The 26,620-nt window shown below is 57.2% G+C and carries 28 protein-coding genes; 14 read left to right on the top strand and 14 right to left on the bottom strand.

Annotated features, from left to right (window positions below):
* Positions 1-73: 73 nt before the first annotated feature.
* The 8 genes from nusG to ABVS15_RS05265 all read right to left on the bottom strand — a co-directional run bounded on the left by nusG (position 74) and on the right by ABVS15_RS05265 (position 4,969).
* Positions 74-601 (bottom strand): transcription termination/antitermination protein NusG, encoded by a 528-nt coding sequence (gene nusG, locus ABVS15_RS05300; RefSeq protein WP_369282704.1) that lies wholly within the window; start codon positions 599-601, stop codon positions 74-76.
* Positions 602-611: 10 nt separating this feature from the next.
* Positions 612-821, bottom strand: a complete 210-nt coding sequence (gene secE, locus ABVS15_RS05295) for a preprotein translocase subunit SecE (RefSeq protein ID WP_369282703.1) — start codon at positions 819-821, stop codon at positions 612-614.
* Positions 822-852: 31 nt separating this feature from the next.
* Positions 853-1,002, bottom strand: a complete 150-nt coding sequence (gene rpmG, locus ABVS15_RS05290) for a 50S ribosomal protein L33 (protein WP_293009483.1) — start codon at positions 1,000-1,002, stop codon at positions 853-855.
* Positions 1,003-1,214: 212 nt separating this feature from the next.
* The gene (gene ruvX / locus ABVS15_RS05285) at positions 1,215-1,631 is read right to left on the bottom strand and encodes a Holliday junction resolvase RuvX (protein ID WP_369282702.1); all 417 of its coding nucleotides are present in this window, start codon (positions 1,629-1,631) and stop codon (positions 1,215-1,217) included.
* Between the two features lie 43 nt (positions 1,632-1,674).
* Positions 1,675-2,931, bottom strand: a complete 1,257-nt coding sequence (locus tag ABVS15_RS05280) for a DUF2812 domain-containing protein (RefSeq protein WP_369282701.1) — start codon at positions 2,929-2,931, stop codon at positions 1,675-1,677.
* Positions 2,916-3,239, bottom strand: a complete 324-nt coding sequence (locus ABVS15_RS05275) for a PadR family transcriptional regulator (RefSeq protein ID WP_369282700.1) — start codon at positions 3,237-3,239, stop codon at positions 2,916-2,918. The genes ABVS15_RS05280 and ABVS15_RS05275 overlap by 16 nt, the downstream gene beginning before the upstream one ends.
* 269 nt (positions 3,240-3,508) lie before the next feature.
* On the bottom strand, positions 3,509-4,750 hold the full coding sequence (locus ABVS15_RS05270) for a threonine synthase (RefSeq protein WP_369282699.1): 1,242 nt from the start codon (positions 4,748-4,750) through the stop codon (positions 3,509-3,511).
* Between the two features lie 30 nt (positions 4,751-4,780).
* The gene (locus tag ABVS15_RS05265; protein ID WP_293009488.1) at positions 4,781-4,969 is read right to left on the bottom strand and encodes a YlcI/YnfO family protein; all 189 of its coding nucleotides are present in this window, start codon (positions 4,967-4,969) and stop codon (positions 4,781-4,783) included.
* A 134-nt stretch (positions 4,970-5,103) separates the two neighbouring features.
* On the opposite strand from ABVS15_RS05265, the gene ABVS15_RS05260 reads away from it, so the two are divergent.
* Complete coding sequence (locus ABVS15_RS05260) at positions 5,104-5,292, top strand: hypothetical protein (RefSeq protein ID WP_369282698.1); 189 nt, start codon at positions 5,104-5,106, stop codon at positions 5,290-5,292.
* Positions 5,293-5,363: 71 nt separating this feature from the next.
* Here the strand turns inward: ABVS15_RS05260 and ABVS15_RS05255 are convergent, their stop codons facing one another.
* Positions 5,364-6,839: a pyridoxal-5-phosphate-dependent protein subunit beta gene (locus ABVS15_RS05255; RefSeq protein ID WP_369282697.1), complete on the bottom strand. Its 1,476-nt coding sequence runs from the start codon at positions 6,837-6,839 to the stop codon at positions 5,364-5,366.
* Entirely contained in the window at positions 6,836-7,465 is a 630-nt protein-coding gene (locus ABVS15_RS05250) for a transcriptional regulator (protein ID WP_293007980.1), read from the bottom strand. Before ABVS15_RS05250 ends, ABVS15_RS05255 begins: the two co-directional genes overlap by 4 nt.
* Before the next feature lie 249 nt (positions 7,466-7,714).
* On the opposite strand from ABVS15_RS05250, the gene ABVS15_RS05245 reads away from it, so the two are divergent.
* The 7 genes from ABVS15_RS05245 (at position 7,715) to ABVS15_RS05215 (ending at position 16,933) form a co-directional block, all read left to right on the top strand.
* Positions 7,715-9,094, top strand: coding sequence for a YgeY family selenium metabolism-linked hydrolase (locus ABVS15_RS05245; protein ID WP_293007979.1), 1,380 nt, complete (start codon positions 7,715-7,717; stop codon positions 9,092-9,094).
* Positions 9,095-9,172: 78 nt separating this feature from the next.
* Positions 9,173-10,366 carry a knotted carbamoyltransferase YgeW gene (ygeW, locus tag ABVS15_RS05240; protein ID WP_293007977.1) on the top strand — a complete coding sequence of 398 codons (1,194 nt, stop codon included), beginning with the start codon at positions 9,173-9,175 and terminating at the stop codon, positions 10,364-10,366.
* Positions 10,367-10,483: 117 nt separating this feature from the next.
* A complete protein-coding gene (gene arcC, locus ABVS15_RS05235) occupies positions 10,484-11,416 on the top strand; it encodes a carbamate kinase (RefSeq protein WP_369282696.1) in 933 nt (310 codons plus the stop codon).
* 220 nt (positions 11,417-11,636) lie between these two features.
* Complete coding sequence (locus tag ABVS15_RS05230) at positions 11,637-12,881, top strand: BMP family ABC transporter substrate-binding protein (protein WP_369282695.1); 1,245 nt, start codon at positions 11,637-11,639, stop codon at positions 12,879-12,881.
* A 349-nt stretch (positions 12,882-13,230) separates the two neighbouring features.
* A complete protein-coding gene (locus ABVS15_RS05225) occupies positions 13,231-14,808 on the top strand; it encodes an ABC transporter ATP-binding protein (RefSeq protein WP_369282694.1) in 1,578 nt (525 codons plus the stop codon).
* Positions 14,805-15,956 (top strand): ABC transporter permease, encoded by a 1,152-nt coding sequence (locus tag ABVS15_RS05220; protein WP_369282693.1) that lies wholly within the window; start codon positions 14,805-14,807, stop codon positions 15,954-15,956. The genes ABVS15_RS05225 and ABVS15_RS05220 overlap by 4 nt, the downstream gene beginning before the upstream one ends.
* Positions 15,953-16,933 (top strand): ABC transporter permease, encoded by a 981-nt coding sequence (locus ABVS15_RS05215; protein ID WP_369282692.1) that lies wholly within the window; start codon positions 15,953-15,955, stop codon positions 16,931-16,933. The genes ABVS15_RS05220 and ABVS15_RS05215 overlap by 4 nt, the downstream gene beginning before the upstream one ends.
* A 245-nt stretch (positions 16,934-17,178) precedes the next feature.
* Here the strand turns inward: ABVS15_RS05215 and ABVS15_RS05210 are convergent, their stop codons facing one another.
* Positions 17,179-18,354 (bottom strand): Mbeg1-like protein, encoded by a 1,176-nt coding sequence (locus tag ABVS15_RS05210; RefSeq protein ID WP_369282691.1) that lies wholly within the window; start codon positions 18,352-18,354, stop codon positions 17,179-17,181.
* A 236-nt stretch (positions 18,355-18,590) separates the two neighbouring features.
* Here ABVS15_RS05210 and ABVS15_RS05205 point away from each other — a divergent pair, with 236 nt between their 5' ends.
* Entirely contained in the window at positions 18,591-19,199 is a 609-nt protein-coding gene (locus tag ABVS15_RS05205; RefSeq protein ID WP_369282690.1) for a single-stranded DNA-binding protein, read from the top strand.
* A 248-nt stretch (positions 19,200-19,447) separates the two neighbouring features.
* Here ABVS15_RS05205 and ABVS15_RS05200 read toward each other — a convergent pair whose 3' ends face one another.
* A complete protein-coding gene (locus ABVS15_RS05200) occupies positions 19,448-20,716 on the bottom strand; it encodes a methyl-accepting chemotaxis protein (RefSeq protein WP_369282689.1) in 1,269 nt (422 codons plus the stop codon).
* A gap of 377 nt (positions 20,717-21,093) precedes the next feature.
* On the opposite strand from ABVS15_RS05200, the gene ABVS15_RS05195 reads away from it, so the two are divergent.
* From ABVS15_RS05195 to rpsR, 5 genes are all read left to right on the top strand, one after another.
* On the top strand, positions 21,094-22,035 hold the full coding sequence (locus ABVS15_RS05195; protein WP_369282688.1) for a PstS family phosphate ABC transporter substrate-binding protein: 942 nt from the start codon (positions 21,094-21,096) through the stop codon (positions 22,033-22,035).
* A complete protein-coding gene (locus tag ABVS15_RS05190; protein WP_369282687.1) occupies positions 22,032-23,141 on the top strand; it encodes a hypothetical protein in 1,110 nt (369 codons plus the stop codon). Before ABVS15_RS05195 ends, ABVS15_RS05190 begins: the two co-directional genes overlap by 4 nt.
* 172 nt (positions 23,142-23,313) lie before the next feature.
* Positions 23,314-23,610 (top strand): 30S ribosomal protein S6, encoded by a 297-nt coding sequence (gene rpsF, locus ABVS15_RS05185; protein ID WP_312939503.1) that lies wholly within the window; start codon positions 23,314-23,316, stop codon positions 23,608-23,610.
* 11 nt (positions 23,611-23,621) lie between these two features.
* Entirely contained in the window at positions 23,622-24,074 is a 453-nt protein-coding gene (locus ABVS15_RS05180) for a single-stranded DNA-binding protein (protein ID WP_293008563.1), read from the top strand.
* 40 nt (positions 24,075-24,114) lie between these two features.
* On the top strand, positions 24,115-24,369 hold the full coding sequence (gene rpsR, locus ABVS15_RS05175) for a 30S ribosomal protein S18 (protein WP_293008565.1): 255 nt from the start codon (positions 24,115-24,117) through the stop codon (positions 24,367-24,369).
* Positions 24,370-24,792: 423 nt separating this feature from the next.
* Here rpsR and ABVS15_RS05170 read toward each other — a convergent pair whose 3' ends face one another.
* Positions 24,793-25,962 (bottom strand): hypothetical protein, encoded by a 1,170-nt coding sequence (locus ABVS15_RS05170; protein ID WP_369282686.1) that lies wholly within the window; start codon positions 25,960-25,962, stop codon positions 24,793-24,795.
* The gene (locus ABVS15_RS05165) at positions 25,955-26,488 is read right to left on the bottom strand and encodes an RNA polymerase sigma factor (RefSeq protein WP_369282685.1); all 534 of its coding nucleotides are present in this window, start codon (positions 26,486-26,488) and stop codon (positions 25,955-25,957) included. Before ABVS15_RS05165 ends, ABVS15_RS05170 begins: the two co-directional genes overlap by 8 nt.
* Positions 26,489-26,620 lie beyond the last annotated feature (132 nt).

Here is a 26,620-nt window from a genome sequence, read left to right as displayed (position 1 = left end):
TGGTGGCGGCCTTCCGGCCTCCTTTGGCGGGACATCGGTCCCTCCCACTTGCAGCGGACGCGTGTCCGCCCTGTCAGTCCACGACCTCCAGCTGATCCAGTTCCAGCTCCACGGGCGTTTCCCGTCCGAACATGGAAACCATCACGCTGACGCGGTTTTTCTCGGGCTCGATCTCCTCCACCACGCCGGTAAAGGTGGACAGAGGGCCGTCCACGATTTTCACATGGCTGCCCACGGAGTATTTCACTTCGATCTCGTGCTTCTCCATGCCCATGGACAGGGCCTCTTCCTCCGTCAGGGGGATGGGCCTGTTGCTGGCCTCGCCGACAAACCCGGTCACGCCGCGGATATTCCGCACCAGATGCCAGGTTTCGTCCGTCATGACCATTTTAATCAGCACATAGCCGGGAAACACCTTGCGCTCCACCTCTTTGGAGGCGCCGCCCTCGGTGATTTCCGTGACTGTTTCCAGAGGAATTTCGATTCTGAGAACCATGTCCTCCATGTTGCGCCCGGTCACAAACTTCTCAATGCTGGTCTTGACCGCATTTTCATAGCCGGAATAGGTATGGATTACATACCATTTCGCGCTCTCTGTCATCTCTCGCCCCTTACTTCAGAAACGTGATGATGAGCTGGATGCCGTTAATGAAAAAATAGTCGGCAATCCAGATGCACGCACCGATGAGCAGGGAGCACAGCAGCACGGTTCCCGTGTTTTTTACCACGGTCTTGCGGTCGGTCCACACGATTTTTTTCATTTCGCTTTTCATTTCCCGAAACCAGCGGGTTCTGTCCTTCTTCTTGGCTTCTTCCGCCATGTTTACACGCCCTTTCTCGTCATTCGGTCAATCACTTCGTCTCGCTGTGGAGCGTGTGCTTCTTGCAGAAGGGGCAATACTTGTTCATTTCCATCTTGTCCGGGGTGTTTTTCTTGTTCTTCATGGTGTTGTAGTTTCTCTGCTTGCACTCGTTGCATCTCATGGTCACTTTCACGCGCATTTAACGGCACCTCCTTATTATTGGCCTCTTGTCCGGCTTGAGCCGGAGAAGCCGACTGCCTCCCTGCCCTCCAAAGCGGTCCTTGTCCCGCGCGAAAGCGAAAACGCGCACGACAAATAAACCCTTTTTCACAGGTAAAGTTGATTTTAGCAGAAATAAAGCCCATAGTCAACCTGTTTTCCGAATTTTTTAGCAGGATTTTCTTTGTTTTCTTACGGTTTCTTCTTAAATGTGAGATATCCCTCCAAAATCAACGCCGCCGCCACCGCGTCCACGGTCTTCTTCCGCTTTTTTGCATTCTGCCCGTTGCCCTGCAAAATCCGGTGAGCGTCGATGGTGGTCCGCCGTTCGTCCCAGAGCACCACAGGCAGTCCCACAGTCTCCCGCAGCAGCGCCGCCATGGCCTCCGCCTTTTCCGCCCTTGGCCCCAGCGTTCCATCCATATTTTTGGGGTAGCCCAAGACCAGCTCCTCCACGCCGTATTCCCCCGCGATTTTTTTCACACCTTCCGCCACCTGTTCGGGGCGATAGGCGTTGATTACGGTGGTGGTCCCCGCCATAAAGCCGGTGGGGTCGGAGATGGCAATGCCCGTGTGGGCGTCTCCGTAGTCAATGGCCATAATCCGCATGGCGCTTCCCTCCAAATTAAAATAAAATTTCCGTGTGCCGCCCTCAGTCCTCCAGCTTTTGCGCCAGCATGGGCAGCAGCCGTTCTGTGCACCGGTCCCGAAAAGCCTCGGCCTCCGGTGCGTCCAGATTCCCATCGGTACGGTCCAGATAAAACGTCATCACGATATACCGCCCGTCCCGCACCAGCAAAATGAACTGATTCCGATTCTCCGCCGCCGGGCTCGCCGCCCACGCCTCGTCCACCAGTTCTGTTTCCACCGGCGCGATACCCTCCAGACGATACGCCATGTATGTATCCATCTCCGTCAGTGCGGCAAAGGCCCGCTCCGCCGTTCGGACAAAGGGCAGCCGAATGCAAACGGTGTACAGGTTCAAAATCCCGTTGGTCTTTCCCTCACGGCCTTCCTCCCACAGGCTGTTAATCGCCGCCCCCGCAACCGTCCATCTATGAGAGCAGTTTCCCGAAACCCCCTCTTTGGACAGAGCCCCATCGTAAACTTCCTCCAGCCGCACCGCTGGGAAAGCCGGCTCTCCCTCCGGCAAAGGGCCTGTGCGGCTGGACGCCGCCCCTATCAACTGTGCGGCTATCACGGCAAGCAGCCAGCCAAGCAGTGCCCACCGCAGCACGTCGGTCATCCGGAAGCGCCGGTGGACGCGGCGATAGTCCGCCCGATGATTCAGCGTCTCTCCTCCCGCCAGCCGCCTGCGCAGCCGCCGGACGTTCAGCCAGCCCCGCAAAATGCTCCAAAAGTTCAAAAAACAAAGAAATAGCCAGTACTCCCTAATGGGCTCCCTCTCCACCATCTGCTTAAACGCCAGCTCCGGCCGTCCCTCTCTGTAGTAAAACCAATACACTATTCCTATAAGCACCAGCTCCAGCCAGAGATCCCGCCGCAGCCTTTGGTACAGCCGTTTCAAAGACTCCGCCTGCTCCACGGGGTCGGTGTGCAGCTCCGGGACAGAAGCGTTCCCGTCGTTCTGGAAGACATAGTAGAAAACATCCTTCCGAAAGCCCTCCCATGTCGCCGTGGCCGCAATGTGCCACCCGGCGGAGTCGTACAGCAGCAATTCGTCCTCCGTCAGCTCCCGGCTCAAAACGTCCATGCGGTAGCGGAGCTTTCTGGGGGTCCCCCGCTTGAACCAGGCATACCGCCCCTCGAAGCGATCGAGAAACAGCCCCCGCTCCGCCAGATCGGAAAACCAGCTTTCGTTGTGATCGAGGTCAAACAGATCGCTCCGCATCCGCTTGCGGACTTCCTTCGCTTCCTCCCCGTCCCGCTCCATCAATCCTTCAGGCATTTCGTCTCCTCCCTCCAACGCATCTGGTCCTCCAGCATGGCTTGCAGCCGCTCCGTCTCCGCCCGCAGCGCGGCCCGGCCCGATTCCGTGATTGCATAGGTTTTGCGCCGCCCGTCGTCCTCCACGATTTCGATATACCGCTCCGTCTCCATCCGGGTCAAAACACCGTACAGCGTCCCCGGCCCCATGTGCACCCGTCCCTGAGATGCTTTTGGCACCAAGGCCATGATCTGATAGCCGTGACTGGGCATGGTCAGCACCAGCAATATATAATACATGGCCTCCGTCATCGGTCCCCCGGCTGGCATATGGCTCCCCCCTCGTTATATCGCGTCGCAATATATCGCGTCACGATATATTTTCTTTATCATACGCCCCCTCGTTGCTTCCTGTCAATCAAATTTTTGCAGACGTAATATGAACGGCGAAATCAATAGAATGCAGGCGGCTCTTTTGGCCGCCTGCATGTTTTTTCAAATCACGCCCGCGCAACTTGTCAGGGCTTGGGGAAACACCGCGCGGACGCCGGAAAATTCCCAGCGTCCGCCCGATTTAACATTTCAAATTCCGGTGGAAATCACTCCACCACAATCCCCCGCTGGTCAAACTCCTTCAAAAGCCGCTCCATGTCAGAGGGAATGGTGATCGGCTCGCCGCAGGCCTTGATGGCGTTGGCCACGTCCTTCAGGCCGTTGCCGGTAACGATGGAAACCACCGTGTCGTTCTTCCCCAGCACGCCCTGATCGCACAGCTTCTTCACGCCCGCCGTGCCGGTAACGCCCGCAGGCTCACCAAACACGCCGCAGGTGCGGCCCAGCAGCTTTTGCGCCGCCATAATCTCCTCGTCGGAGACGTTCACCACAATTCCGTTGGACTCCCGGATGGCAGCCAGCGCCTTGTCCGCGTTCCGGGGCACGCCCACGGCGATGGAGTCCGCCAGCGTGTTCTCCTCCATGGGCTCCCAAGGCTTATTGTCCGTAATGGCCCGGTTCAGGGGGCAGCAGCCCTCCGCCTGAGTGGAAATCAGCCGGGGCAGCCGGTCGATAAACCCGATGGCGTACAGGTCCTTCAAGCCCTTCCAAACGCCCGCAAAGGTGCACCCGTCGCCCACGGACAGCGCCACATAGTCCGGCACCTGCCAGCCCAGCTGCTCCATAATCTCCAGAGAAACCGTCTTCTTTCCCTCGGAGAGATAGGGATTGATGGCGGCGTTGCGGTTGTACCAGCCCCATTTGTCAATGGCCTGCTTAGACAGCTCGAAAGTCTCCTCATAGCTGCCCTCCACGGAGATGACGGTGGCGCCGAAGGTCATCAGCTGGGCCACTTTCCCCTTGGGTGCGCGGGAGGGGACGAAAATATAGGTTTTCAGTCCGGCCGCCGCCGCGTTGCCCGCAAGGGACGAGGCCGCGTTTCCGGTGGAGGAGCAGGCAATCACCTGCGCCCCGGCCTCCTTGGCCTTGGCAACTGCCATTGCGGAGGCCCGGTCCTTCAAGGAGGAGGTGGGATTCTGCCCGTCGTCCTTCACCCACAGTCTGCCAAGTCCCAGCGCTTTGGCAAGGCGCGGCTCCTCGTAAAGTGGGCTGTTGCCCACCCGCAGGGGGGTGTTTTCGGTGCTTTCCTCGATGGGCAGCAGCTCGCGGTAGCGCCACATGGTCATGTCCCGCCGGTCCGCCAGCTTTTCCTTAGTTAGTTGGGTTTTGATATAGTCGTAATCGTATTCGATATCCAGAATGCCCCCGCAGTCGCAAATGGTCAGATCGGGCACGGCGTCATGGGTCTTGCCGCAGCGGGTACACTTGCCGTATTTCACATTTTTCATGGTCGGGTTCTCCTTATTCAATATAGGCATTCACGCGTCGTCCGTGTTCTCTTCCTCCCGCAGATTCTCCAGCGCCACCCGCACAGCCTCCACCACGAATGCAGTAAACGTGCAGTCCTTTCCGCGAATCGCTTCCTCCACCTCGTCGATTACATCCGTAGGAAAACGAATGGATTTACTGGTAGTGGACGGAATTTTCGGAATTCTAAACTTTCTCATCTCAATACCTCGCAATACATTTTATACATCAATTGTATTGCAGATATCATTTGCATTCTGGACCGCATTTTGAGCCGCAAATCGTATTGCATTTTATTGTTAATAATGGTAGAATACAGTTGAGGTGAGCGTGTATGATAACTTTTCCCGGAAAAGAAGAAGAATTCCCCAAGTATTACACAATCATTTTCAATGCTGTCACAGATGCCCTCAAGGAGCTGGACGCGGGAAATCCCGGGAAAGCGAAGGCTCTTCTGATTCAGGGCCAGCAGGAGGCGGAGGACGCGTTCCTCTCCGCCTTTGAGGAGCCGGAGGACAGCTAAACTTCAGGGCGGGGCTTTTGGCCCCGCCCTGAGGCGTTTTTATCAACTGACTAAACGGGGCATACTCCCGCTTACAGGGACTTCAAAACGCCGGTGGCCTCGTTGAACTCGTTGATCAGTGCATCCAGCTCTGCGGCCTGCTTGTGCACCGCATCCCAAGTGCCCTCCACGTCATACCACAGGTCGTTCAGGTCCTGCACAGTGCGGCCCTGCTGCTCCACCCAAGTGTAATACTTCAGGTTGTGGATGCGCTTGCGCTCCTCATAGGTCAGCTCCAGCAGGTTGTCGGTCTTCACGCCCAGCATGTGCAATGCGTGGTCCAGAGCGGCTTCCTTCTCGGAGTATGCGCCGTGCTGCTCGTTCAGCTCCTCGATGCGGCTGCCGTACATCACGGCGGAGTCGGTGAGGACGGTGGCGACCACGTCATGCTCGGTCAGCTCGTAATACTTCGCCAGCTTGATGCAGCACAGCACGTTGGCAATGCCGGAAATTCCCAGCCATGTCAGCTTTTCAATCAGCTCCGCGTCCAGCTTCAGCTCTTCTTTCAGATACTTCTTGCCGTCCTCGGTGTTGAACAGGCGCAGCAGACGCTGAGAATCCTCGTCGTCAATGGCGATGGCCATGTCGGTGTTCTTCACGTTGTGAATCCAGGGGATGTGCTTGTCGCCGATGCCCTCGATCCGGTGTCCGCCGAAGCCGTTGTTCAGGATGGTGGGGCACTGGAGCGCCTCGCCCACGCCCAGCTTCAGCCGGGGATACTTGTCTTTCAGCAAATCGCCCGCGCTCATGGTTCCTGCGGAGCCGGAGGTGAAGCATGCACCCGCGAAGTTGTCGCCGGGGCGCTTGATGGACTCGTACAGGTCAGCCAGCGCGTTACCGGTGACGTTGTAGTGCCACAGGGGGTTGCCCATCTCCTCAAACTGGTTGAACACCATATACTGGGGGTCCTGCTTCAGCTCCCAGGTCTTGTCGAAAATTTCCTTGACGTTGGACTCGCAGCCGGGGGTAGCGATGATTTCACCGGCGATGGTCTTCAGCCAGTCAAACCGCTCCTTGCTCATCTCGGCGGGGAGGATGGCAACGCTCTCACAGGCCAGCAGCTTGGAGTTGAATGCGCCGCCGCGGCAGTAGTTGCCGGTGGAGGGCCAAACGGCCTTGTGATGTGTGGCGTCAAACTGGCCGGTGACCAGACGCGGGGCAAGGCAGCCGAAGGACGCGCCAACCTTGTGGCAGCCGGTGGGGAACCACTTGCCCGCCATGGCAACAATGCGGCAGGGCACGCCCGTGAGAGAGGAAGGCAGCTCCACATAGTTGGGGGCGGCCTGGAACAGTCCGCCGCTCTCCTTGGCCTCGTTCTTCCACGTGATGCGGAACAGGTTCATGGGGTCTACGTCCCACATACCGAGGTTTTTCAGCTTCGCCTGAATCTTTTCGGGAATCGTCTCGGGATGCTGCATCTGGGCCACGGTGGGGATGACCACGCCGTTTTCCTTCGCCTTTTCAATGTTATGGGCCAGCCCCTGGGGATTTTTGGTCAAATCAATCATAACTCTTTACCTCCTGATGTTTTTGAATCATCGATATAAGAATATAAGGTATACTTTGAGATGCCGAAATATTTTGCCACCTTGTCGCCGGACTTGGTGACGAGAAACGCGCCGTTTTCGTTGAGAAAGCGGATGGCATTCACCTTGTCGTCCTTCGTCATCAGCGCTACCGGCTTTCCCACCAGCGCCACCGATTGGCTGATCAGCTCCTCCAAAAGGTCGTTGATGTTGACAATCCGCTCCGGCTCCGCCGGCTGCGGGCCGGGAACGTTGGTGAGAGAATGCACCGCATCCTCCACCATCAAAAGCTTTGACACGTCGAAGTTGATGGCAAGAATCGCCGCCACCTTTTTGTGGGCCCCCCGGATATAAATTGTGGAGGACTTGAGAATCTTCCCGTCCGGCGTGCGGGTCAGATAACAGTATTGGTCCTTGGGCTGGGCGTCCGACTGGACGATTTGCTCCAGCACAACATAGGACGCGCCGTCTCCCACCTTCCGTCCGGAAACGTGTCCGTTCTCGATGACAACAATGCTGTGATCCGGGTGTCGGCTCAAGTCGTGCACCACCACCTCGCAGTCGCTTCCGAACTGCGCGGCGATTCCCGCGGCAATCTGACTGAGCATTTCCAGTTTTCCGCTTTCCGTGCGCTATCCCTCCTCCGGAACCTGCCTTTTCAGGCAAAAGTTCCTGTATTAACAGACCCATCATACCATACTTTGTGCAGAAATCAACCTGTTTGCAGAAAAATTTTTAGGTTTTCTTATTTTTTGTTTGACATCTGCGTTTCTTATGCTATGATGAGGATAGAAAAAGGGACGGCACAGTCCAAATCGTGTTAATTTTTTTAATATATTTTTACAGGAGGTCGCAAAATGAATTTCGATGCAATCAAATCCGCTGCAAAGGGCTATGAAGCCGATATGACCAGATTCCTGCGGGATCTGATCGCGATTCCCAGCGAAAGCTCCAACGAAGAGGGCGTCATCCGCCGCATCGCCGCCGAGATGGAGAAGGTCGGTTTTGATAAGGTGGAGATTGACGGCGAGGGCAACGTGCTGGGCTGGATGGGCAACGGCGAGAAGATCATCGCCTATGACGCACATATCGACACCGTGGGCATCGGCAACCGGGAAAACTGGAAGTTCGACCCCTACGAGGGCTATGAGAACGAAACTGAAATCGGCGGCCGGGGCGGCAGCGACCAGGAGGGCGGCATCGTCTCCTCTGTCTACGGCGCAAAGATTATGAAGGATATGAACCTGATTCCCGAAGACGTGACGGTTCTCGTCACCGGCACGGTGCAGGAGGAGGACTGCGACGGCCTTTGCTGGCAGTATATCCACAATGAAGATAAAATTACGCCTGAGTTCGTGATTTCCACCGAGCCTACCGACGGCGGCATCTATCGCGGTCACCGGGGCCGCATGGAGATTCGCGTTGACGTGCACGGCGTCAGCTGCCACGGCTCCGCCCCCGAGCGCGGCGACAACGCCATTTTCAAAATGGCCGACATTCTTCAGGACGTCCGCTCTCTGAACGAAAACGGCGACGGCCCCTCCAACGAAATCAAGGGCCTTGTGAAGATGCTCAATCCCTCCTTCAATCCCGAGCATTATGAAGACGCGCAGTTCCTTGGCCGGGGAACCGTCACCGTGTCCGAGATTTTCTTCACCTCTCCCAGCCGCTGCGCCGTGGCAGACAGCTGCGCCGTGTCTCTGGACCGCCGCATGACCGCCGGCGAGACCTGGGACTCCTGCATCAAGGAAATTGAGGATCTGCCCGCCGTGAAGAAGTACGGCAAGGACGTGAAGGTTTCCATGTATATGTACGACCGTCCCGCGTGGACCGGCCTGAAGTACGAGACGGAGTGCTACTTCCCCACTTGGATCAACAAGGAAACCGCTCCCCACATTCAGGCTCTGGTGGATGCGCATAAGGGCCTGTACGGCGACAAGCGCGTGGGCACCCCCACCTCCTCCGAGCTTGCCCTTGAAAAGCGCAAAGCGCCCCTGATCGACAAGTGGACCTTCTCCACCAACGGCGTTTCCATTCAGGGCCGGTACGGCATCCCCTGCGTGGGCTTTGGCCCCGGCGCGGAGTCTCAGGCCCACGCCCCCAACGAGGTCACTTGGAAAGAGGACCTGGTCGCCTGCGCCGCCATGTATGCCGCCGTGCCCTCTCTCTATAAGGGCAAGGGCACCGAGGATGTGAGCGTGTACCGCGGCGGGAAGACTAACAACGATATTAAGTAAGAATTTCCCCGCATGTTCGCAGGATACCCTGTTTTCAATACAGGGACTGACTTTTTGATTTGAGAAGGAGTTATGGATATGTCCAAGACCATCGAACTGGCCAAGCATCTGGAGCACCTGCACACCAACAATATGTACAAAAACGATTTTTACTGGACCTGGGACAAGACCGACGAGGAGCTGGAGGCCATCTTCACCGTGGCCGACGCGCTGCGGGACCTGCGCGAGCGGAACAAATCCACCCGCGTATTCGATTCCGGCCTCGGCATCTCCATCTTCCGGGACAACTCCACCCGCACCCGCTTCTCCTTTGCCTCTGCCTGCAACCTGCTGGGCCTTGAGGTTCAGGATCTGGACGAGAAGACCTCCCAGATCGCCCACGGCGAAACTGTCCGCGAGACGGCCAACATGGTGTCCTTCATGGCCGACGTCATCGGCATCCGGGACGACATGTTCATCGGCGAGGGCCATAAGTATCAGAAGACCTTCATGGACGCCGTGAAGGAAGGCTATCAGGACGGGATTCTGGAGCAGCAGCCCACGTTGGTGAACCTCCAGTGCGACGTGGACCATCCCACCCAGTGCATGGCGGATATGCTGCACGTCATCCACCAGTTCGGCGGCGTGGAGAACCTCAAGGGCAAGAAGGTCGCCATGACCTGGGCCTATTCTCCCTCCTATGGCAAGCCCCTCTCCGTCCCTCAGGGCGTCATCGGCCTGTTCACTCGCTTTGGTATGGACGTGGTTCTGGCCCATCCCGAGGGCTATGACGTGATGCCCGAGGTGGAGGAGATTGCCCGCAAGAACGCATCCGCCACCGGCGGCTCCTTCCAGAAGGTCGCCTCCATGGGCGAGGCCTTCCAGGGCGCGGACATCGTGTATCCCAAGTCCTGGGCTCCCTTCGCTGCCATGGAGCAGCGCACAAAGCTGTATCAGGCGGGCGACACCGCCGGCATCAGCGATCTGGAGAAGAAGCTTCTCGCACAGAACGCCCTGCACAAGGACTGGGCCTGCACCGAGGAAATGATGAAGAAGACCAAGGACGGCAAGGCTCTGTATCTGCACTGCCTGCCCGCCGATATCTCCGGTCTTTCCTGCCCCGAGGGCGAGGTGGACGCCTCTGTGTTCGACCGGTATCTGGTGCCCCTGTATAAGCAGGCCAGCTTCAAGCCCTATGTCATCGCCGCCATGATCATGATGAGCAAGGTGAAGGACCCCGCCTCCGCCCTGATGGCGCTGGACATGGCCGACAGCAAGCGCAAGCTGTTCTAAGACGAACTTATACCGGGTCCGGAGGACCGCCGGACCCGGTATTCCCGCCGGAACCTTTCCGACTGTGTGGCGGCGGCTGTGCCGCCGCCACTATACTTTTATTTGAGGGGTATTTTTATGCCGAAGAAAATCGTGATTGCGCTGGGTGGAAACGCGCTGGGCAATAACCTGCCGGAGCAGATGATTGCCGTGAAGCAAACGGCAAAAGCCATTGTGGACCTGATCGAAGAGGGGCATCAGGTAGTCATCGCCCACGGCAACGGACCTCAGGTGGGCATGATCAACGTGGCGATGACCACCCTCTCCCGGGAGGATCCTTCCCACCCCATGGCGCCCATGTCGGTGTGCACCGCCATGAGCCAGGGCTACATCGGCTACGATCTCCAGAACGCCCTGCGGGAAGAGCTTTTGAACCGCGGAATGAACAAGCCCGTGGCCACCGTCCTCACACAGGTGGAGGTCAACGGCGAGGACCCCGCCTTCCAGAAGCCCACCAAGCCCATCGGTGCCTTTATGACCGAGGCCGAGGCCGAGGAAATGCGCCGCCGGGGTAACGCGGTGATGGAGGACGCGGGCCGGGGCTGGCGGCGCTGCGTGGCGTCCCCCAGACCGGTTTCCATCATTGAAATTGAAACCATTCGCGCCATGTCGGACGCAGGACAGATCGTGGTGGCCTGCGGTGGCGGCGGGATTCCTGTCATCCGGGAGGGAAACCATCTCCGGGGCGCGGGCGCTGTCATTGACAAGGACTTTGCCTCCGAGCTTTTGGCAGAGGAACTGGACGCCGACAGCCTGATCATCCTCACCGCCGTTGAAAAGGTGGCCGTCAACTTCGGAAAGCCCGACCAGACGTGGCTGGACTCCATGACCCCCGACCAGGCCCGCGTCTATGAGCAGGAGGGCCAGTTCGCCCCCGGCAGCATGCTGCCCAAGGTGCAGGCCGCAGTGAAATTTGCCGAATCCAAGGCGGGCCGCACCGCCCTGATTACCCTTTTGGAAAAGGCCCGGGACGGCATCGCCGGAAAGACCGGCACCGCCATCCGTCAGTGATTTTCTGTCGTTTTTGCACAAAAGCCCGTGTCCGGAAGCTTCCTCCCGGGCACGGGCTTTTGCCATATCATCCATATTTTTTAATCGATGCAAAAGCATAAGTAAAAACTTTTACAAATCTCAAATTATGGATTGAAATTTAAAAGTTAACCCTGTATGATATGATTTGTGGAAAACCATTCACACTTTGGTTTTCGAACAAAATAAGGAGGATAACAGAATGAAGAAGTTTCTTGCACTGCTGCTGTCGACCGTCATGATGATGAGTCTGGCCGCCTGCGGCAATTCCGGCACTCCCAGCGGCTCTGGCTCTTCCCAGGGTTCTGCTTCCGGCAGCGACACCTCCACCAGCGATTTCAAGGTCGGCGCGATTCTGATCGGCGACGAAAACGAGGGCTACACCTTCGCTCATATGGAGGGCATCAAGGCAGCCTGCGAAACGCTGGGCATTCCCAGTGAAAACCTGATCTTCAAATATACCGTCCCCGAGGACGAGAAGTGCTACGACGCTGCCGTCGACCTGGCGGAGCAGGGCTGCAACATCATCTTTGCAAACTCCTTTGGCCATGAGACGTATCTCATGCAGGCCGCGTCGGAATATTCCGATGTCTACTTTGCCCATGCCACCGGCACCCACGCCAGAACCGCGGGTATGCCCAATTTTGCCAACTTCTTTGACAACATCTATGAGGCCCGCTATGTCTCCGGCATCGTGGCCGGCATGAAGCTCAAGGAGCTGATGGACGCGGGCTCCGTCACCGATCCTTACATCGGCTACGTCGGCGCATATCCCTTTGCCGAGGTGGTTTCCGGCTACACCGCGTTCTTCCTGGGCATTCGCTCCATCGTGCCCGATGCCCATATGGACGTGACCTATACCAACTCCTGGTTTGACATCAAGGCCGAGGGCGAGGCCGCCAATGCGCTGATCAGCCGCGGCTGTGTCATTCTCGGCCAGCACGCCGACTCCACCGGCGCTCCCTCCGCCGTGCAGGCAGCCCACGACAAGGGCAACACCAACGTCTATTCCGTGGGTTACAATGTGGATATGCTCTCCGTCGCCCCCGATGTGGCGCTGACCTCTCCCCAGAACAACTGGGAAGTCGCCTATGAGGAGATTATCCGCACCGCCATGGAGGGCGGCCAGCTTGAAACCGATTACTGCAACGGCTACGCGGAAGACGGCGTTATGATTTCCACGCTGGGCTCCGCCTGTGCTCCCGGCACGCAGGAAGCAGTTGATGCGGCCATCGCCGCCATCAAGGACGGCTCTTTGAACGTCTTTGATACCTCCACCTTCACCGTGGGCGGCCAGCCTGTCACCAATGCCTTCGCCACCGATACTGACGGCGATTTCACTGCGGACGCGGACGAGGCCATCATCGACGGCTATTATCACGAGTCCTACTTCCAGTCCGCTCCGTCTTTCACTCTGCGGATTGACGGCATCACGGAGCTGAACTGACGCTTCCATCTTCGGAACTCCTTCCGCAAGATTTTGGAAAGCATCCGCACCCCCGCCGCGGAACTCGCGGCGGGGGTGTTCTTTTTTACCGCCGTGCGCCGGACAGTGCGGCAGCATGGTGCGTCAGTGCCTTCCAAAAAAAGCGATTAAATTTGGATGCTTTCCATAATTATTTTTGTTTTGCCTAAAAAAAAATATTCAATTCCCACATTTTTAAGGCGAATTTTGATTTACAAGGCATTTAAACCGTGCTATACTGATCTTGTTTTACAGGAGCCGGTCAACCCATCCGGCATTGTTCTTGCATAACGCATTTAGAGCCACTTTTGGCAGGAAAGGATGGTCTTTCTTGGAGACAACCAGCGCAGTCCTCATGAAGCAGGTTACGAAACGCTTCGGCGAAGTCATCGCCAACGACGGCGTGGACCTTGAGCTTCGGCGCGGAGAGATTCTCTCCCTTTTGGGAGAAAACGGCAGTGGAAAAACCACACTGATGAATATGCTCTCCGGCATCTACTTTCCCGACGGGGGGCAGATTTATGTAAACGGCCAGGCCGTGAGCATCTGCTGTCCCAGAGACGCGTTTGATCTGGGCATCGGTATGATTCACCAGCATTTCAAGCTTGTGGATGTGTTTACCGCTGCGGAAAATATTGTTCTGGGCCTCACGGGGGAGGGCAAGCTGGACCGTAAGGCCATCGCGGCAAAGGTCAAGGATATTGCGGACAAATACGGGTTTGACATCGACCCCAACCAGAAAATTTACGATATGTCCGTCTCCCAGAAGCAGACGGTGGAGATTGTAAAGGTCCTTTACCGGGGCGCGGATATCCTGATTTTGGACGAACCCACCGCCGTGCTTACTCCTCAGGAAACCGACAAGCTGTTTGCCGTCATGCGCAATATGAAGGCGGACGGCAAGGCGCTGGTCATTATCACCCATAAGCTCCACGAGGTGATGGACGTGTCCGACCGCGTGGCCGTGCTGCGCAAGGGCAAGTTTATCGGGGATGTCTCCACCTGCGATACGGACCCCCAGAAGCTCACCGACATGATGGTGGGCCGGGCCGTGGAGCTGAATATTGACTGTCCCAAGGCCGGACAGACCACGGAGCGCATTGAGATCCAGCACCTCACCGTAAAGGATAAAGACGGGGTCCCCCGTCTCAGCGACGTAAGCTTTACGGCCCGCGGCGGCGAAATTTTAGGCATCGCGGGCATCGCCGGTTCCGGCCAGAAACAGCTCTTGGAAGCCATTGCCGGTCTTCAGCTCTGCGAACCGGGCAGTCACATTCTTTATAAGGATGAGAACTGGAATCCGGATGCTCCCGCCGACGATCCCGAAAACGCTAAGCACGTTCACGACCTGATCGGCAAATCCCCGCTGGATATCATGAAAATGGGCGTGGCCCTGTCCTTTGTGCCGGAGGACCGGCTGGGCATGGGCCTTGTCGCCAACATGGATTTGACGGACAATATGCTGCTGCGCAGCTATCTCAGCGGCCGGGGCGTTTTTGCCGACCGGAAAAAGCCGAAAAAGCTGGCGGAGACGGTGGTGGATGAGCTGGAGGTGGTCACGCCCAGTGTTGCCACCCAGATTCGTAAGCTCTCCGGCGGCAATGTGCAAAAGGTTCTGGTGGGCCGCGAGATTGCCATGAACCCCACCGTACTTATGAGCGCCTATGCCGTCCGGGGTCTTGATATCAACACCTCTTATACGATTTATAACCTCATGACCGAGCAAAAGCTCAAGGGCGTGGCCGTGATTTACGTGGGCGAGGATCTGGACGTGCTGCTGGAGCTGTGCGACCGGATTGTGGTGCTGTGCGGCGGTCAGGTCAGCGGCGTTGTCTCTCGTGAGGAAGCCACGAAAGAGGGTATCGGTTTGCTGATGACCCAGTTCAGGAAAGAGGGTGCAGCATCATGAGCAAACCTGAAACAGCCTGCGGTACTTCCGCGTGCAGCACCAGCGAACCCCTGATCCACATTTCAAAACGCGTGGGTATTTCCAGAAAAAAGTCCTGGCTTATCCGGGGCGCCGCATTAGTACTGGCACTGGTACTCTCCGGCCTGATTATTTTTTCCATCGTTCACCTTAACCCTTTGAAGGTCTACGAGGCCATGTTCCAGGGTGCCTTCGGCACCACCCGCCGCTCCTGGGTCACCATCCGGGATGCGATGATGATGCTGTGCATCGCTGTGGGCCTGGCCCCGGCCTTTAAGATGCGGTTTTGGAACATCGGCGCCGAGGGCCAGATTCTGGTGGGCGGCATTGCCACCGCCGCGTGCATGATTTATCTGGGCGGCTCTCTTCCCACCCCGGCGCTGCTGCTGGTCATGCTGGTGGTTTCCATGGTTGCCGGCGGCGTGTGGGGTCTGATTCCCGGCGTGTTTAAGGCCCGCTGGGGCACCAACGAGACGCTGTTCACCCTGATGATGAACTATGTGGCCATCCAGCTTACCAGCTTTGCCGTGTCCAAGTGGGAAAACCCCGCCGGATCCAACTCCGTGGGCGTCATCAACCAGCTTACCAAGGACGGCTGGTTCCCCAGCGTATTTGGGCAGGCATATATGCTGAATGTAATCATTGTGCTTGTTATTGCTGTATTGATGTACAGCTATCTCAAATATTCCAAACAGGGCTATGAGATCGCCGTGGTGGGAGACAGCGAAAACACCGCGCGGTATGCCGGTATCAACGTCCGCAAGGTCTATATCCGCACCATGCTTCTCTCCGGCGCCATCTGCGGCGTGGCAGGCTTCCTGGCGGTTTCCGGTTCGTCTCATACCATTTCCACCTCCACTGCGGGCGGACGGGGCTTCACCGCAATTATCGTCGCGTGGCTCTCGAAGTTCAACACCTTTGTGATGATTCTCTTCTCCTTCCTTCTTCTGTTTCTGGAGAAGGGCGCCGTGGAAATTGCATCCCGGTACAACCTGAACAACTTTGTGTCGGATATCATCACCGGCATCCTGCTGTTCTGCATCCTCGGCAGCGAGTTTTTCATCAGCTATAAAGTCAGCTTCCGCCGCAAGCGCGGCGCAAGCTGCCCGGTGGGGAGGGCGGACGCATGACACAATTTATCGCTCTGTTTCAGGCGGCTATCGTCTTCGGAACGGTCATCCTGTTCGGCGCGCTGGGCGAAATTCTGACGGAGCGCTCCGGCAACCTGAATCTGGGTGTTCCCGGAATCATGTACTTAGGGGGCATCGCGGGCCTGATGGGCGCGTTTTTCTATGAGGCGTCCACCACCTCTCCCTCTCCCGTTGCGGGCCTTTTGATCTCCATGCTGTGCGCCTTTTTGGCTGCGGCTGCGGGCGGGCTGATCTTCAGCTTCCTGACCATCTCTCTCCGGGCCAACCAGAACGTCACGGGCCTGACCCTGACGATTTTTGGCGGCGGCGTTGCCAACTTCTTTGGCGGAAGCCTGAATAAGCTGGCCGGCGGCGTGGGGCAGATTTCCGTGGCAGTCACCTCCTCCGCCTACCGGTCCTCTACGCCTCTGGCCGATTGGGGAAGCGCAGGAAAGCTGTTCTTTTCCTATGGATTCTTGGCCTATGCAGCCATTGTTATTGCCGTGGCACTGCACATTTTCATGAGTCGGTCCCGCATGGGCCTGAACCTGCGGGCCGTGGGCGAAAACCCCGCCACCGCCGACGCCGCGGGCATCAGCGTCACCCGTAATAAGTATCTGGCTACCTGCCTCGGCGCGGGCCTTTCCGGCCTTGGCGGACTGTACTACGTGATGGACTATACCAAGGGCACCTGGGCCAACGACGGCGGAATCGAGTCTCTGGGCTGGCTGGCCGTGGCGCTGGTCATCTTCGCCACATGGAAGCCCATCGGCGCCATTTGGGGCTCCTATCTCTTCGGGCTGCTGTTCTGGATGTATTTCTACATCCCCGGCCTGAACCGCAGCTCACAGGAGCTGTTCAAGATGCTGCCCTATCTGGTGACGCTGGCCGTGCTGGTGGTTGTCTCTATGCGCAACCGGAAAGAAAATCAGCCGCCCGCGTCTTTGGGCCTCCCCTATTTCCGCGAGGAACGGTAGTGAAAGACCTCCCGCATCCAAATTTTCAAGGTGTTCAAAATCCCACTTTGCGGCTCTTTTAAAAAGAACTCTTAGCTGAAAAAAGTTAATCGCCTGTGGGCGATGCAAGACAGGGCCCCGGGGAAGTGAATTCCCCGGGGCCCTGCATTTTTTCTCCGTCCGCCCACAAAGCGCACTTGCTCTAAGTAAATACTTTAAAAAGGAAACGGCCTAGGAAAGAGAGGCTTCATTCCCGTCGGAGTTTTTTACGTTTTCTCTGCCTGTTCGCTCCGATTCTCTCTCCAGTCCGCCCACTCCTTAAAAAGGCGGTGGCCATCCCGCTTCCAGTCCTCCAGCAAGGACTGTGTACCGGTTTTAAACAGCACGCCCACGGCAAAATTCAGCGCCGTCAACGTCTTTTTGTCGAGTACCGCCAGCGCTTTTAATACGGCAACGGCGGACTTGGGTCCCTGTGCACGCAGCTCTGCCAGCGTGTCTGCGCTGGACGCGGACAGCACTTCGAACAGCGCGTCGGAGAATCGCTCTCTCTGCTCCTGATTGAGGCCGTTTACCCACGCCTTCAGCACTCTGTCGTTCACTTCAATGTCGGTCATGTCGTCCACCCGGACAAACTCCGGTCCCATCACGCACCAGGAAAAGCCATCGTGCTGCAAAATGCCTATCTGCGTGGAATCCACCACGGTCAAATCCTCCTCATGCTCCATCAATAGACCCACCACCGAGGACTTGGGCAGAATCGTATGAATTCTGTCTGCGATCCGCCGGTGCTCTTCCCGTCCCGTAAGTGTGGCCCGAAAGCCCGGTCCGTCGTTGTTGTAAACAGCAAGGATCCGATTCTGAACCGATTTTTTAGAATGTACGGCGCTGTACACTGCCAGATTTCCCCCTTTGGAGTGGCCTCCAAGGTACAGCTTCCAGCCCCAGTACCGCTTGGCGACCCGGTCTACGTAGTCTGCCGCCCGTATCTGGGCGGGAACCGCGTCTCGAAGGGCCATGTCAAAGTTCTCCTTCCAGCCAACCAACGTGTCGTCTGTCCCCCGGAAGGCAAGGTATAAGGCCCGCTCCGGCAATTCTATGGTAATAGCTGCAAACTGCTCCCGGCGCACCTCATCCAGATGCTCCTCGCAGCAGCTCAGGATCAAATCCTGAAATCTGGAGGAGCCGCTCAGCTTCCTCAGCATATTGGGAATTTTCTCAGGAAGCAGCACGCTCCTCTTCAGTTCCTTTTCTCTACCCTCGGCGAAGAAACGCTCCACCGCTTCACGCAGCGGCACACCGCCTTTTTCATCCACACCGGGGACGATTCCTTGGAAATCGGCATAGGCCAACTCCGAAAAAATCAGGCTGTCAACTTCATTGAAGGGCGCCTGAGAAAAGGTTAAATCCCCCCGCCAGTCAAGATAGTCCATCAGATTTGCCATGGAACGTGCCTCCTCCCGTCTGCTTTCCTTTTATTATATGCGAATTCCTCTGTTTGGAAAGAAAAATCTTCCGGTCTATTTCAGACAGGCCCGTCATAGGCTGTACCACACTGCGGGTGTCTGCCTGTCCGACGCGCAAAAGCGTGGGATTGCGGGCAGCGCAGGTTTTTGCGATGGGATGCGGTCGGCAGCGTGCCGGCTCTGTCCCGTCATCTTTACGGACAGAGGTGTACGGCATGGAACAAACCAGAAACGAAGTGGAGCTGTGCGGCACGGTGGCCGCCGCTCCCGGCTTTTCCCACGAGAACCACGGCGTCAGCTTTTACTGCGTTCCCCTGCGTGTGGAGCGTCTCTCCGGCCAGTTGGACACGCTCCCCGTCCTTGTACGTGCCCCCCTGCCGCCCTGCCTTGAAGAGGGCGCAAGCGTGCGTGTCCTTGGGCAGCTCCGCTCCTTCAACAATAAAAGCGGCTGCGGCAGCCGGCTGGTGCTCACGGTTTATGCCGCGTCCATGGAGCCATGGGACGGCAAACCGATCAACCGTGTCCTCCTGACGGGGACGCTGTGTAAGCCCCCCATCCTCCGCCGCACACCCCTTGGCCGCAGCATCTGCGACGTGATGCTGGCGGTGGGCCGCCGATACAGCCGGGCAGACTATCTGCCCGTCATTGTCTGGGGACAGTTGGCGCAAAGCGTCAGCCGCCGAAAAGTGGGCGAGCCTTTGGGCGTGGAGGGCCGGTTTCAAAGCCGCGTCTACACAAAGGTGGTGGACGGCGTGCCCCAGCAGAGAACAGCTTATGAGGTTTCTGTGATGCACTTGACCGACGAACCGGACGAGGAGCCCTGAAACCCGTCTATCTTACATAACCGGGCCGCAAAAAGCGTCAGAACATCCCCTGCGCAGCCCTAAAAAACGTTTTGTCCCACGGAGATTTTATACTTTTGTAACAAACCCTGCTTTTTTGCTTAATATCTGACCGGTATTATCATACTTGCAAGGGACAAAACTTTTTTCATCAATCTTCCAAAAGGACGGACCGGACGCCGCAGGGCGCCCGGTCCGTTCTGTTTATAGGCATTTTGAAACAAAGGCCGTCAGCTCACCCTCAGCTTAAAGGTCTGTACCAGCTCCTTCAGTTCCTCGGCCTGCCGATACAGGGTAACTGTTGAGGAAGAGCTTTCCTCCGTCGCCGCGGAGTTTGCCTGCACCGTGGCCGACACCTGCCCGATTTCATCGTTGATGGCGGATACGCCTGCGGCCTGCTCCGCCGCAGCGTCGGCAATCTTTTCCGCCAAATCCGCCACCTCGTGGATGCCGTCCACAATTTTATGGAATGCATCGGCGGTTTCCCGGGCAATCCGGGTGCCGTGCTCAATCCGCTGAACGGAGTCCTTTACCATGTCGGCAGTCTCCTGTGCGGCCTTCGCGGAGCGTGCCGCCAAATTACGCACCTCGTCCGCCACCACGGCAAAGCCCTTGCCGTACTGTCCGGCCCGCGCCGCCTCCACCGAGGCGTTCAGTGACAGGATATTGGTCTGAAACGCGATGGTTTCAATCGCCTTCATTACGCCGGAGATATTCGTGGAGGAAACGCCGATCTCGTCCATGGCCTCCAGCATCTCGCTCATGCGTCCGCTGCCGTCCTCCGCGTCGTGGCTGACCTTGTTTGCCCGGGTTCGGGCCTTTGCGGCATGCTCTGCGCTCAGGTCAATGTTGGATTTCACCTGCTCCACTGCCGCCGCCAACTCCTGAAGGGAACCGGCCTGCCGGCTGGAGCCCTCGGCAAGGCGTCCTCCGGCCTCTGAAATCTGCCCGGCTTCGGCGGCAATTTCTCCGGAAGCCGCCCGGATGCGGGAAAGCACCCGGCTGTTGTTTTCCGCAATGTGGTTCAGCGCAAGGCCCAGCATGTCCTTGTCCGAGTTCAGCGCCACCTGCGCGGTCAAATCCCCTTTGGCAATCGTCTCGGCCGCCAGCGCCTGGCGTCTGGTGCTCTCCACCATGGTCTTGAAGGCCTGCATCAGCCTGCCCACCTCGTCATTGGTCAGCACCTTTACGTTGGCCGACGTATCTCCCTGAGAAAGTTGGGTGGCGATGTCGTTCAGTATTCTCAGAGGCCGCGTCATGCTGCGCTCAAGCCGCCTGCACGCAATCATGCTCATAACGACCGAAAGGACCGCCAGTGCCGCCACTCCGCCGGAAAATCCCGCCAGAAAGCCCGCTGAAACACTGCCCGCGGCATGCAGGCGCGCCATCACGGCCACGCTGATCAGCGTAATCAAAACCGTGACGAGATTAACCGCTCCAAATCCTACTGCTAACCGCCGATGAAGCGCCATCGAATTCTGTTTTTCCCGGTTTTCCATGCAGCTTCCCTCCCATTATCAAATCTGCATCCATTATATCGTCATTTGGTGACAAAAGCTACAATAATTTTCCATATTCCTATAAATTTTTTTCTTTCCTCAAATAAAAAGTTTTTTAAGGTTGCATTTTGTTTTATTTTACTCAATTCTTAAAGCACCCTGCTTTTATTTTCCGGAGCATTCCTTTTTACTTCCCCCACAAAATTGGAAATCCGTTACCAATTTGAAATAATTTGTTGCCGGGTTTTTGTGCATTTTATATTGTTCTTGGCTACAATGACCTTAAAATAGGTATTTTTAATCTTTTTCCCTCCCCCGGTCCGGTCTGCAACCATATCCGGCGAGGCCACTGCCGAAGTATGAAAGGAAGTTTCACGATGAAAAACCGTCTTGTCTCTTCGCTCCTGCTTGCCGCCGTTCTGATTCTTGCCGCCTGCGGCGCTCCCGGCGTATCCTCCAATTCATCTTCTTCCGACCAAACGGAGTCTCAGGGGACGCAGTTTGTCTTTACCCGGGAAAACTTTCCCCATCTGGACGGCTCCACCTCCACCGTCCCTCTGGCGCAGGCCATTGCCAGCGTTCTTTTAGGCGAAACCCGGGAGGAGGTAAGCGACCTGTTTGACTTTTCAAAAACCACCCAGTCCTATCGGATGCTGATGTGGGGCGACGAAGCCGGTGTGGATTTGCTCATTGCCGCCGAGCCACCGGAGATCATCTGGCAGGAGAAGGAGGAGCAGAACATCCAGTGGCAGATGGAGCCCTTCGCCATTGACGCGCTGGTTTTCGTGGTCAACGCCGACAATCCGGTAGACAGCCTTACCACGGAGCAAATTCAGCAAATCTATACCGGGAAAATCACGAACTGGTCCCAGGTGGGAGGTGACGATCTGCCCATCATCCCCTTCCAGCGCAACGAGGAGGCCGGCAGTCAGACCGCCATGAACAAGCTGGTGATGAAAGGCCTTCCCATGATGGACGCTCCGTCAGATTATGTCCGGGGCGAGATGGGCGACCTAATTGAGGCCGTTTCCGCCTATGACGACTCCCCCTCCGCCATCGGCTATACCATGTACTACTATGCCAACGACATGAACATGGCGGACGGCCTGAAAATTCTGGCGGTGGACAGCGTTGTCCCCGGCGGGGACACCATTCGCAGCGGCGACTATCCTTTTTTGAACAACTACTACGTGGTCTGTGGCGAGCACCCCACGGAAGCAACGCAGGTTCTTTACGACTGGATTCTCTCCGACGAGGGGCAGGAGCTGGTGGCCCACGAGGGCTATGTCCCCGTCACCGCCACGGAGACTGCGAAATGAGCCGCACGCGGATTTTTGCAGGCCTGTCGGCCCTGATGCTGCTGGCAGGCTGCGGTGCGGCGGGTTCTGATTCCGGGGAAAGTCCGGAGCCTGTCTCCCCGGTATACACGGACTGGTCCAAGCTTACGCCCTATAAGTCTGTCAAGCCCGCCCCTCTTTACAGCCGGTTCGAACCTTATCAGGGCGATACCCTCACCCCACGGAGCGATTACGGCGTCCTTCTCCCCTATCAGGGCGCAGCGCTGTCCGTCAGCAACTATATTATGGACAGCCTGCCCCTGTACGGTTTGGTCACCACTGACGGACGAATTGTGACAGAACCGGTGTACGCCAACGTGTATTCCTCCTCCGGTTGGTCCTTTACCCCGTCTGCGCCTGCTTCCTTTTTAATTTTGAGTAAGAGCGACTCGAACGCCGGAACGGGCAACGGCGAAGATTCCATGGCGGGCGAATTTACCTGCATCGTTGCCGCACCGGACGGCCGCTGGGTGCGAAACTTCGGTGTGGCTGGAATTCAATATTTAGACAATAACCGTCTGGCGATCATTCAGCCGGACAACGCCGTCACCGTCCTTTCTGCCGACGGCGAAACCGCCGCCTATTTTTCCGGCGATGCCGTCACGCCCTACCTGCGCGGCCTTGAAAAGCCCTACTTCGGCTATGAGGGCAGCCCCTGCCTGTCCTCCAGAGGAGACATTCTCTTTGCCCAGGGCTACGACCCGGCGCTGAATGGCTCCCGCATTTTCTGCTACCTGAATCTTGCCGACGGCACTGTCAGCGCCGACCCGCCGGAGGGCTTTTCCGAAGAGTTGCCCTACGTACCCCTGAACGAAGAAAACGATGGATACAGCTCCATCCGGGACGCCGTAACCAGTGAGCTTTACTATTTCACCTGGGATGATTCCGACTCTGCCGCTCCTGACATGCATATTCTGGACAAGGAAAAGCAGTCTCTCCTCTCCATCAGGAACGACGATTCCATGTTTTATCAGCCTTCCATCTGGAACGGACTGTGCGCCGCCATGCAGGACGGTGCGTTCTGCTATTACGACCTCGGCTCCGGGGAATGCGTTTTCCGATTCCCCCTGCGCTCCAACCTTGGCTGACCGGCACTGTTTGGCGCATCCTGCTGCATGAAATTAATCCCTAATTCCTGCATTTTTAAATATTTCTTGACATTTGACCCCTTTCCTGTATAATAATAGGGCTTGCAGTCTGCAAGCATATCCTTGCCCCCATCCTTGAATGGGGGCCATATGTCCAAAAGGAGGTGCAAAAATGGCAAAAATTACCGCCAATTACGAGGTCGTCTACATTATCGACCCTGCACGCAGTGAGGAAGAAACCGCCGCTCTGGTGGCAAAGTTCAAAACCCTCGCCGAGCAGAATGGCTCCAACGTGGAAGTCGAGGAGTGGGGCAGCCGCAAGCTGGCCTATCCCATCAGCTTCAAAAACGAGGGCTACTACGTGCTGATGACGTTCAACAGCCCCGCGGCTTTCCCCCGGGAGCTGGACCGTATTCTCGGCATTACGGACGGCATCATGCGTTCCCTGATCGTCTGCAAGGGCGAATAAGGGGGCAGGATATGCTCAATAAGATTATCCTCATGGGTCGTCTCACCCGGGACCCCGAGCTGCGCCGCACCGGCAGCGGCACCGCCGTGACTTCCTTCTCTCTGGCTGTCGACCGGGACTTCAAGTCCCAGAGCGGCGAAAAGGAGACGGATTTCATCGACATTGTCGCCTGGCGCACCACCGCGGAATTTGTGAGCAAATACTTCACCAAGGGCCGCATGGCCGTTGTGGAGGGCCGCTTGCAGCTGCGCGACTGGACCGACAAGGAGGGCGGCAAACGCCGCTCCGCCGAGGTCGTGGCCGACAACGTGTATTTTGGGGATTCCAAGCGCGACGGAGAGTCCGGCGGCGGTTATCACGCTCCGGCCTACGGCGCGCCTGCCGGAGGACATGCTCCGGCCCCCGTGGACGCCCACTCCGATTTTGCTGAGATCGGGGAAGAAGACGGCGAGCTGCCGTTCTGACCGTCTGTCAGCGCCATTTTTGTAAAAGGAGGAATTTATCATGGCTTATGATCGTGATTCCAGACCCTCTCGTCCCATGAACCGGAACAAGCGCCGCAAGGTTTGCCAGTTCTGCGCGGACAAGACGGAGTTCATCGACTATAAAGACGCCTCGAAGCTTCACCGCTTCATCTCCGAGCGGGCCAAGATTCTGCCCCGCCGCACCACCGGCACCTGCGCCATGCATCAGCGTGAGCTGACCGAGGCCATCAAGCGTGCCCGGCAGATCGCCCTGCTGCCCTACGTCACGGACTAAGACCTTAATCCGTGCCCGGGATTGATTAAATAAGCGTTCATCGCCTTCGGGTGATGTGTCAAAAAACCGGCTTAGGCCGGTTTTTTGCATGATACATTGATTTCCTGCGGGCAATGCAGGGTAAGAGGCTGAGGAAGAAAATTCCTCAGCCTCTTTATCTGTTATTTACCCCGATTGCATGGATAACGCATAACGCCGCCAGCCACATCCCTTTGCTTCGCCAGCGCGGGGTGAAATTGCGAAAATTCAGGTGGTTTGGCTTTCTTCACAGCACCAGAAGCGCTCAAAGCGATCCAGCCGCACCTCTGGGGCACTCTCCTTTGCGGGCGCGGCCCGCATCTTTACCGAAATCAGGGTTTCCCCAAACGAGAATAAAACGACAAATTCCCGGCGCTTCGCGTCGGTTTTTTCATTTTCCTGTTTCTAGTTTGCAGCCGCCAGCTCCAGTGAATAGCCGCAGAACTGCACGGAGGCAATCTGGTCCACGTTCAGCGGCGCGTTAAACTCCAACGTCACCTGCGCGCTGCTCCCGGACGCGTCGCTCCCGCTGCCCACGCCGCAGAACAGCCACGGGCCGTCCAGCACCCTGCCGTCCTTCAGCATCACGGAATAGTCGGTAAAGTCAAACCTGTCCTCTGCGGGCGTTTCCGACGAAAAATACAGGTTTATGGAAAGGGGCGAATATTGAACGCGCTCCAAAAGATACTCCGTCCCGCTGATGGAATAGGTCTCTCCAACCAGCGCCGTGCGGGCGTAGTTTGCGCCGTCCTCCAAGGGAATATTCAATGTCCAGTCCCCCGTGTACAGCACCGTGTCCTCCGTGTCCCAACTGCTTTTCACCAGATTGTGCAGCTCCAGCGTGTAGATTCCCGCCTTGATGGTTTCAGTGCTGTTGGTGTTGAAAATCAGGCAGAACTGATTGCTCGCCAGCTCCAGCCCCAGCTTCTCTCCCGTATATTGATAGCTGCTGCCGTAAACCGTGGCGTTGTCCGTGATGCTTCCTTCCGTGTCGCCAAACATGGCCTGCCACAGAACATCCCCATTCTCGTCCTTCTCCAGAACGGTGTCCAACTGCTTGCAGGTCACCCGCAGGGCGGTCATGGACATATAGCCGCCGGATACCGCGTCCAGCAGCTCAACACGCAGCTCGTCCGTCTCCAGAATGGTGCCCAAAGCCGCGCCGTCCGTCTTGGCAAGCTGGGACATGTCGGCAACATCGGCGTCCAGCCCCAGCTCCTGTCCGAAAAAATCAAACACGCGGGTGATAAACACCCCACCTGTCAAGGAATACGCCAGCGCCGAGCCGCCCAGCAGCGCCGCAGCCGCCGCAGCCATCACCGCCCGTGTCATATGCCTTCTTCTGACGCGTACCTCACCGGGACTTGCAATCACCCCATTTTGAGAGGGTTCCTCCTTATCCCGTAAATACCGGCGGCAGTAGCCCTTCGGGTCCGCCAGCATCCGCTTGAGCCGACGGCGCTGCCGCCAGGACATCCGGGGGGCCTCCTCGCTTTTCAGCTCCTGCTCCCAGTCCTCCCGCAGGGCCTCCATCAAAGCCGTTGTCAGGTGATCATCCAAATTCAGCTTACTCACAGACGTATCCCTCCTCTCTCATGGACTCAATCAGCATCTGCCGACCCCGGGCCACACGGGTTTTTACCGCGCCCTCGCTGATGTGCAGCTCCCGGGCAATCTCCGCATGGCTCCACTCCGTCAAAAACCGCAGCTCCAGCACCCGGCGATAGGTGTCCGGCATCCGGCGGATAATCTCCACCAGCACTCGGAAGCCGCCCTCCTCCGCAGGAACGGCGGGCATCTGCCGCTGCACTTCCTCATCCATGGGCAAATCCCGTCTCTCCTTTCGCAGAAGGTCCAGCGCGGCGTTTTTCGTCACCGTCACGACCCAGTAAATCCTTCGCTCCTCCGGCACCGCCTTTAAATCGTCAAAATGCTGGATAATCTTTAAAAACGCATCGTGGACCGCATCCTCGGCCTGCGTCTGGGAGGGCAGAATCTGCCGTGCCACACGCATCATCCTGTTGTAAAACTGCTGATAGACCATGGCAAACAGTTCTCTGTCGCAATCCTCGTCCATCACCGCAAAATAAATCGGCAGCAAGCTTCTCCCCCTTCCCTCGTTTTCCCTTTGCCACATAGACGCGCCGGGCGACCGGAACGTAACATCTCAAAGAGAAAATTTTCGCCTTTCTTTCGACAATAGGCCGCCGGTTCTGCAATCGGCAGAACCGGC

Origin of the sequence: Oscillibacter sp. GMB15532, from assembly GCF_041020825.1 — a bacterium.
GTDB lineage: Bacteria > Bacillota > Clostridia > Oscillospirales > Oscillospiraceae > Oscillibacter.
Note: the sequence above shows the minus strand (reverse complement) of the source record. Positions and strands in the feature narration are given on the sequence as shown.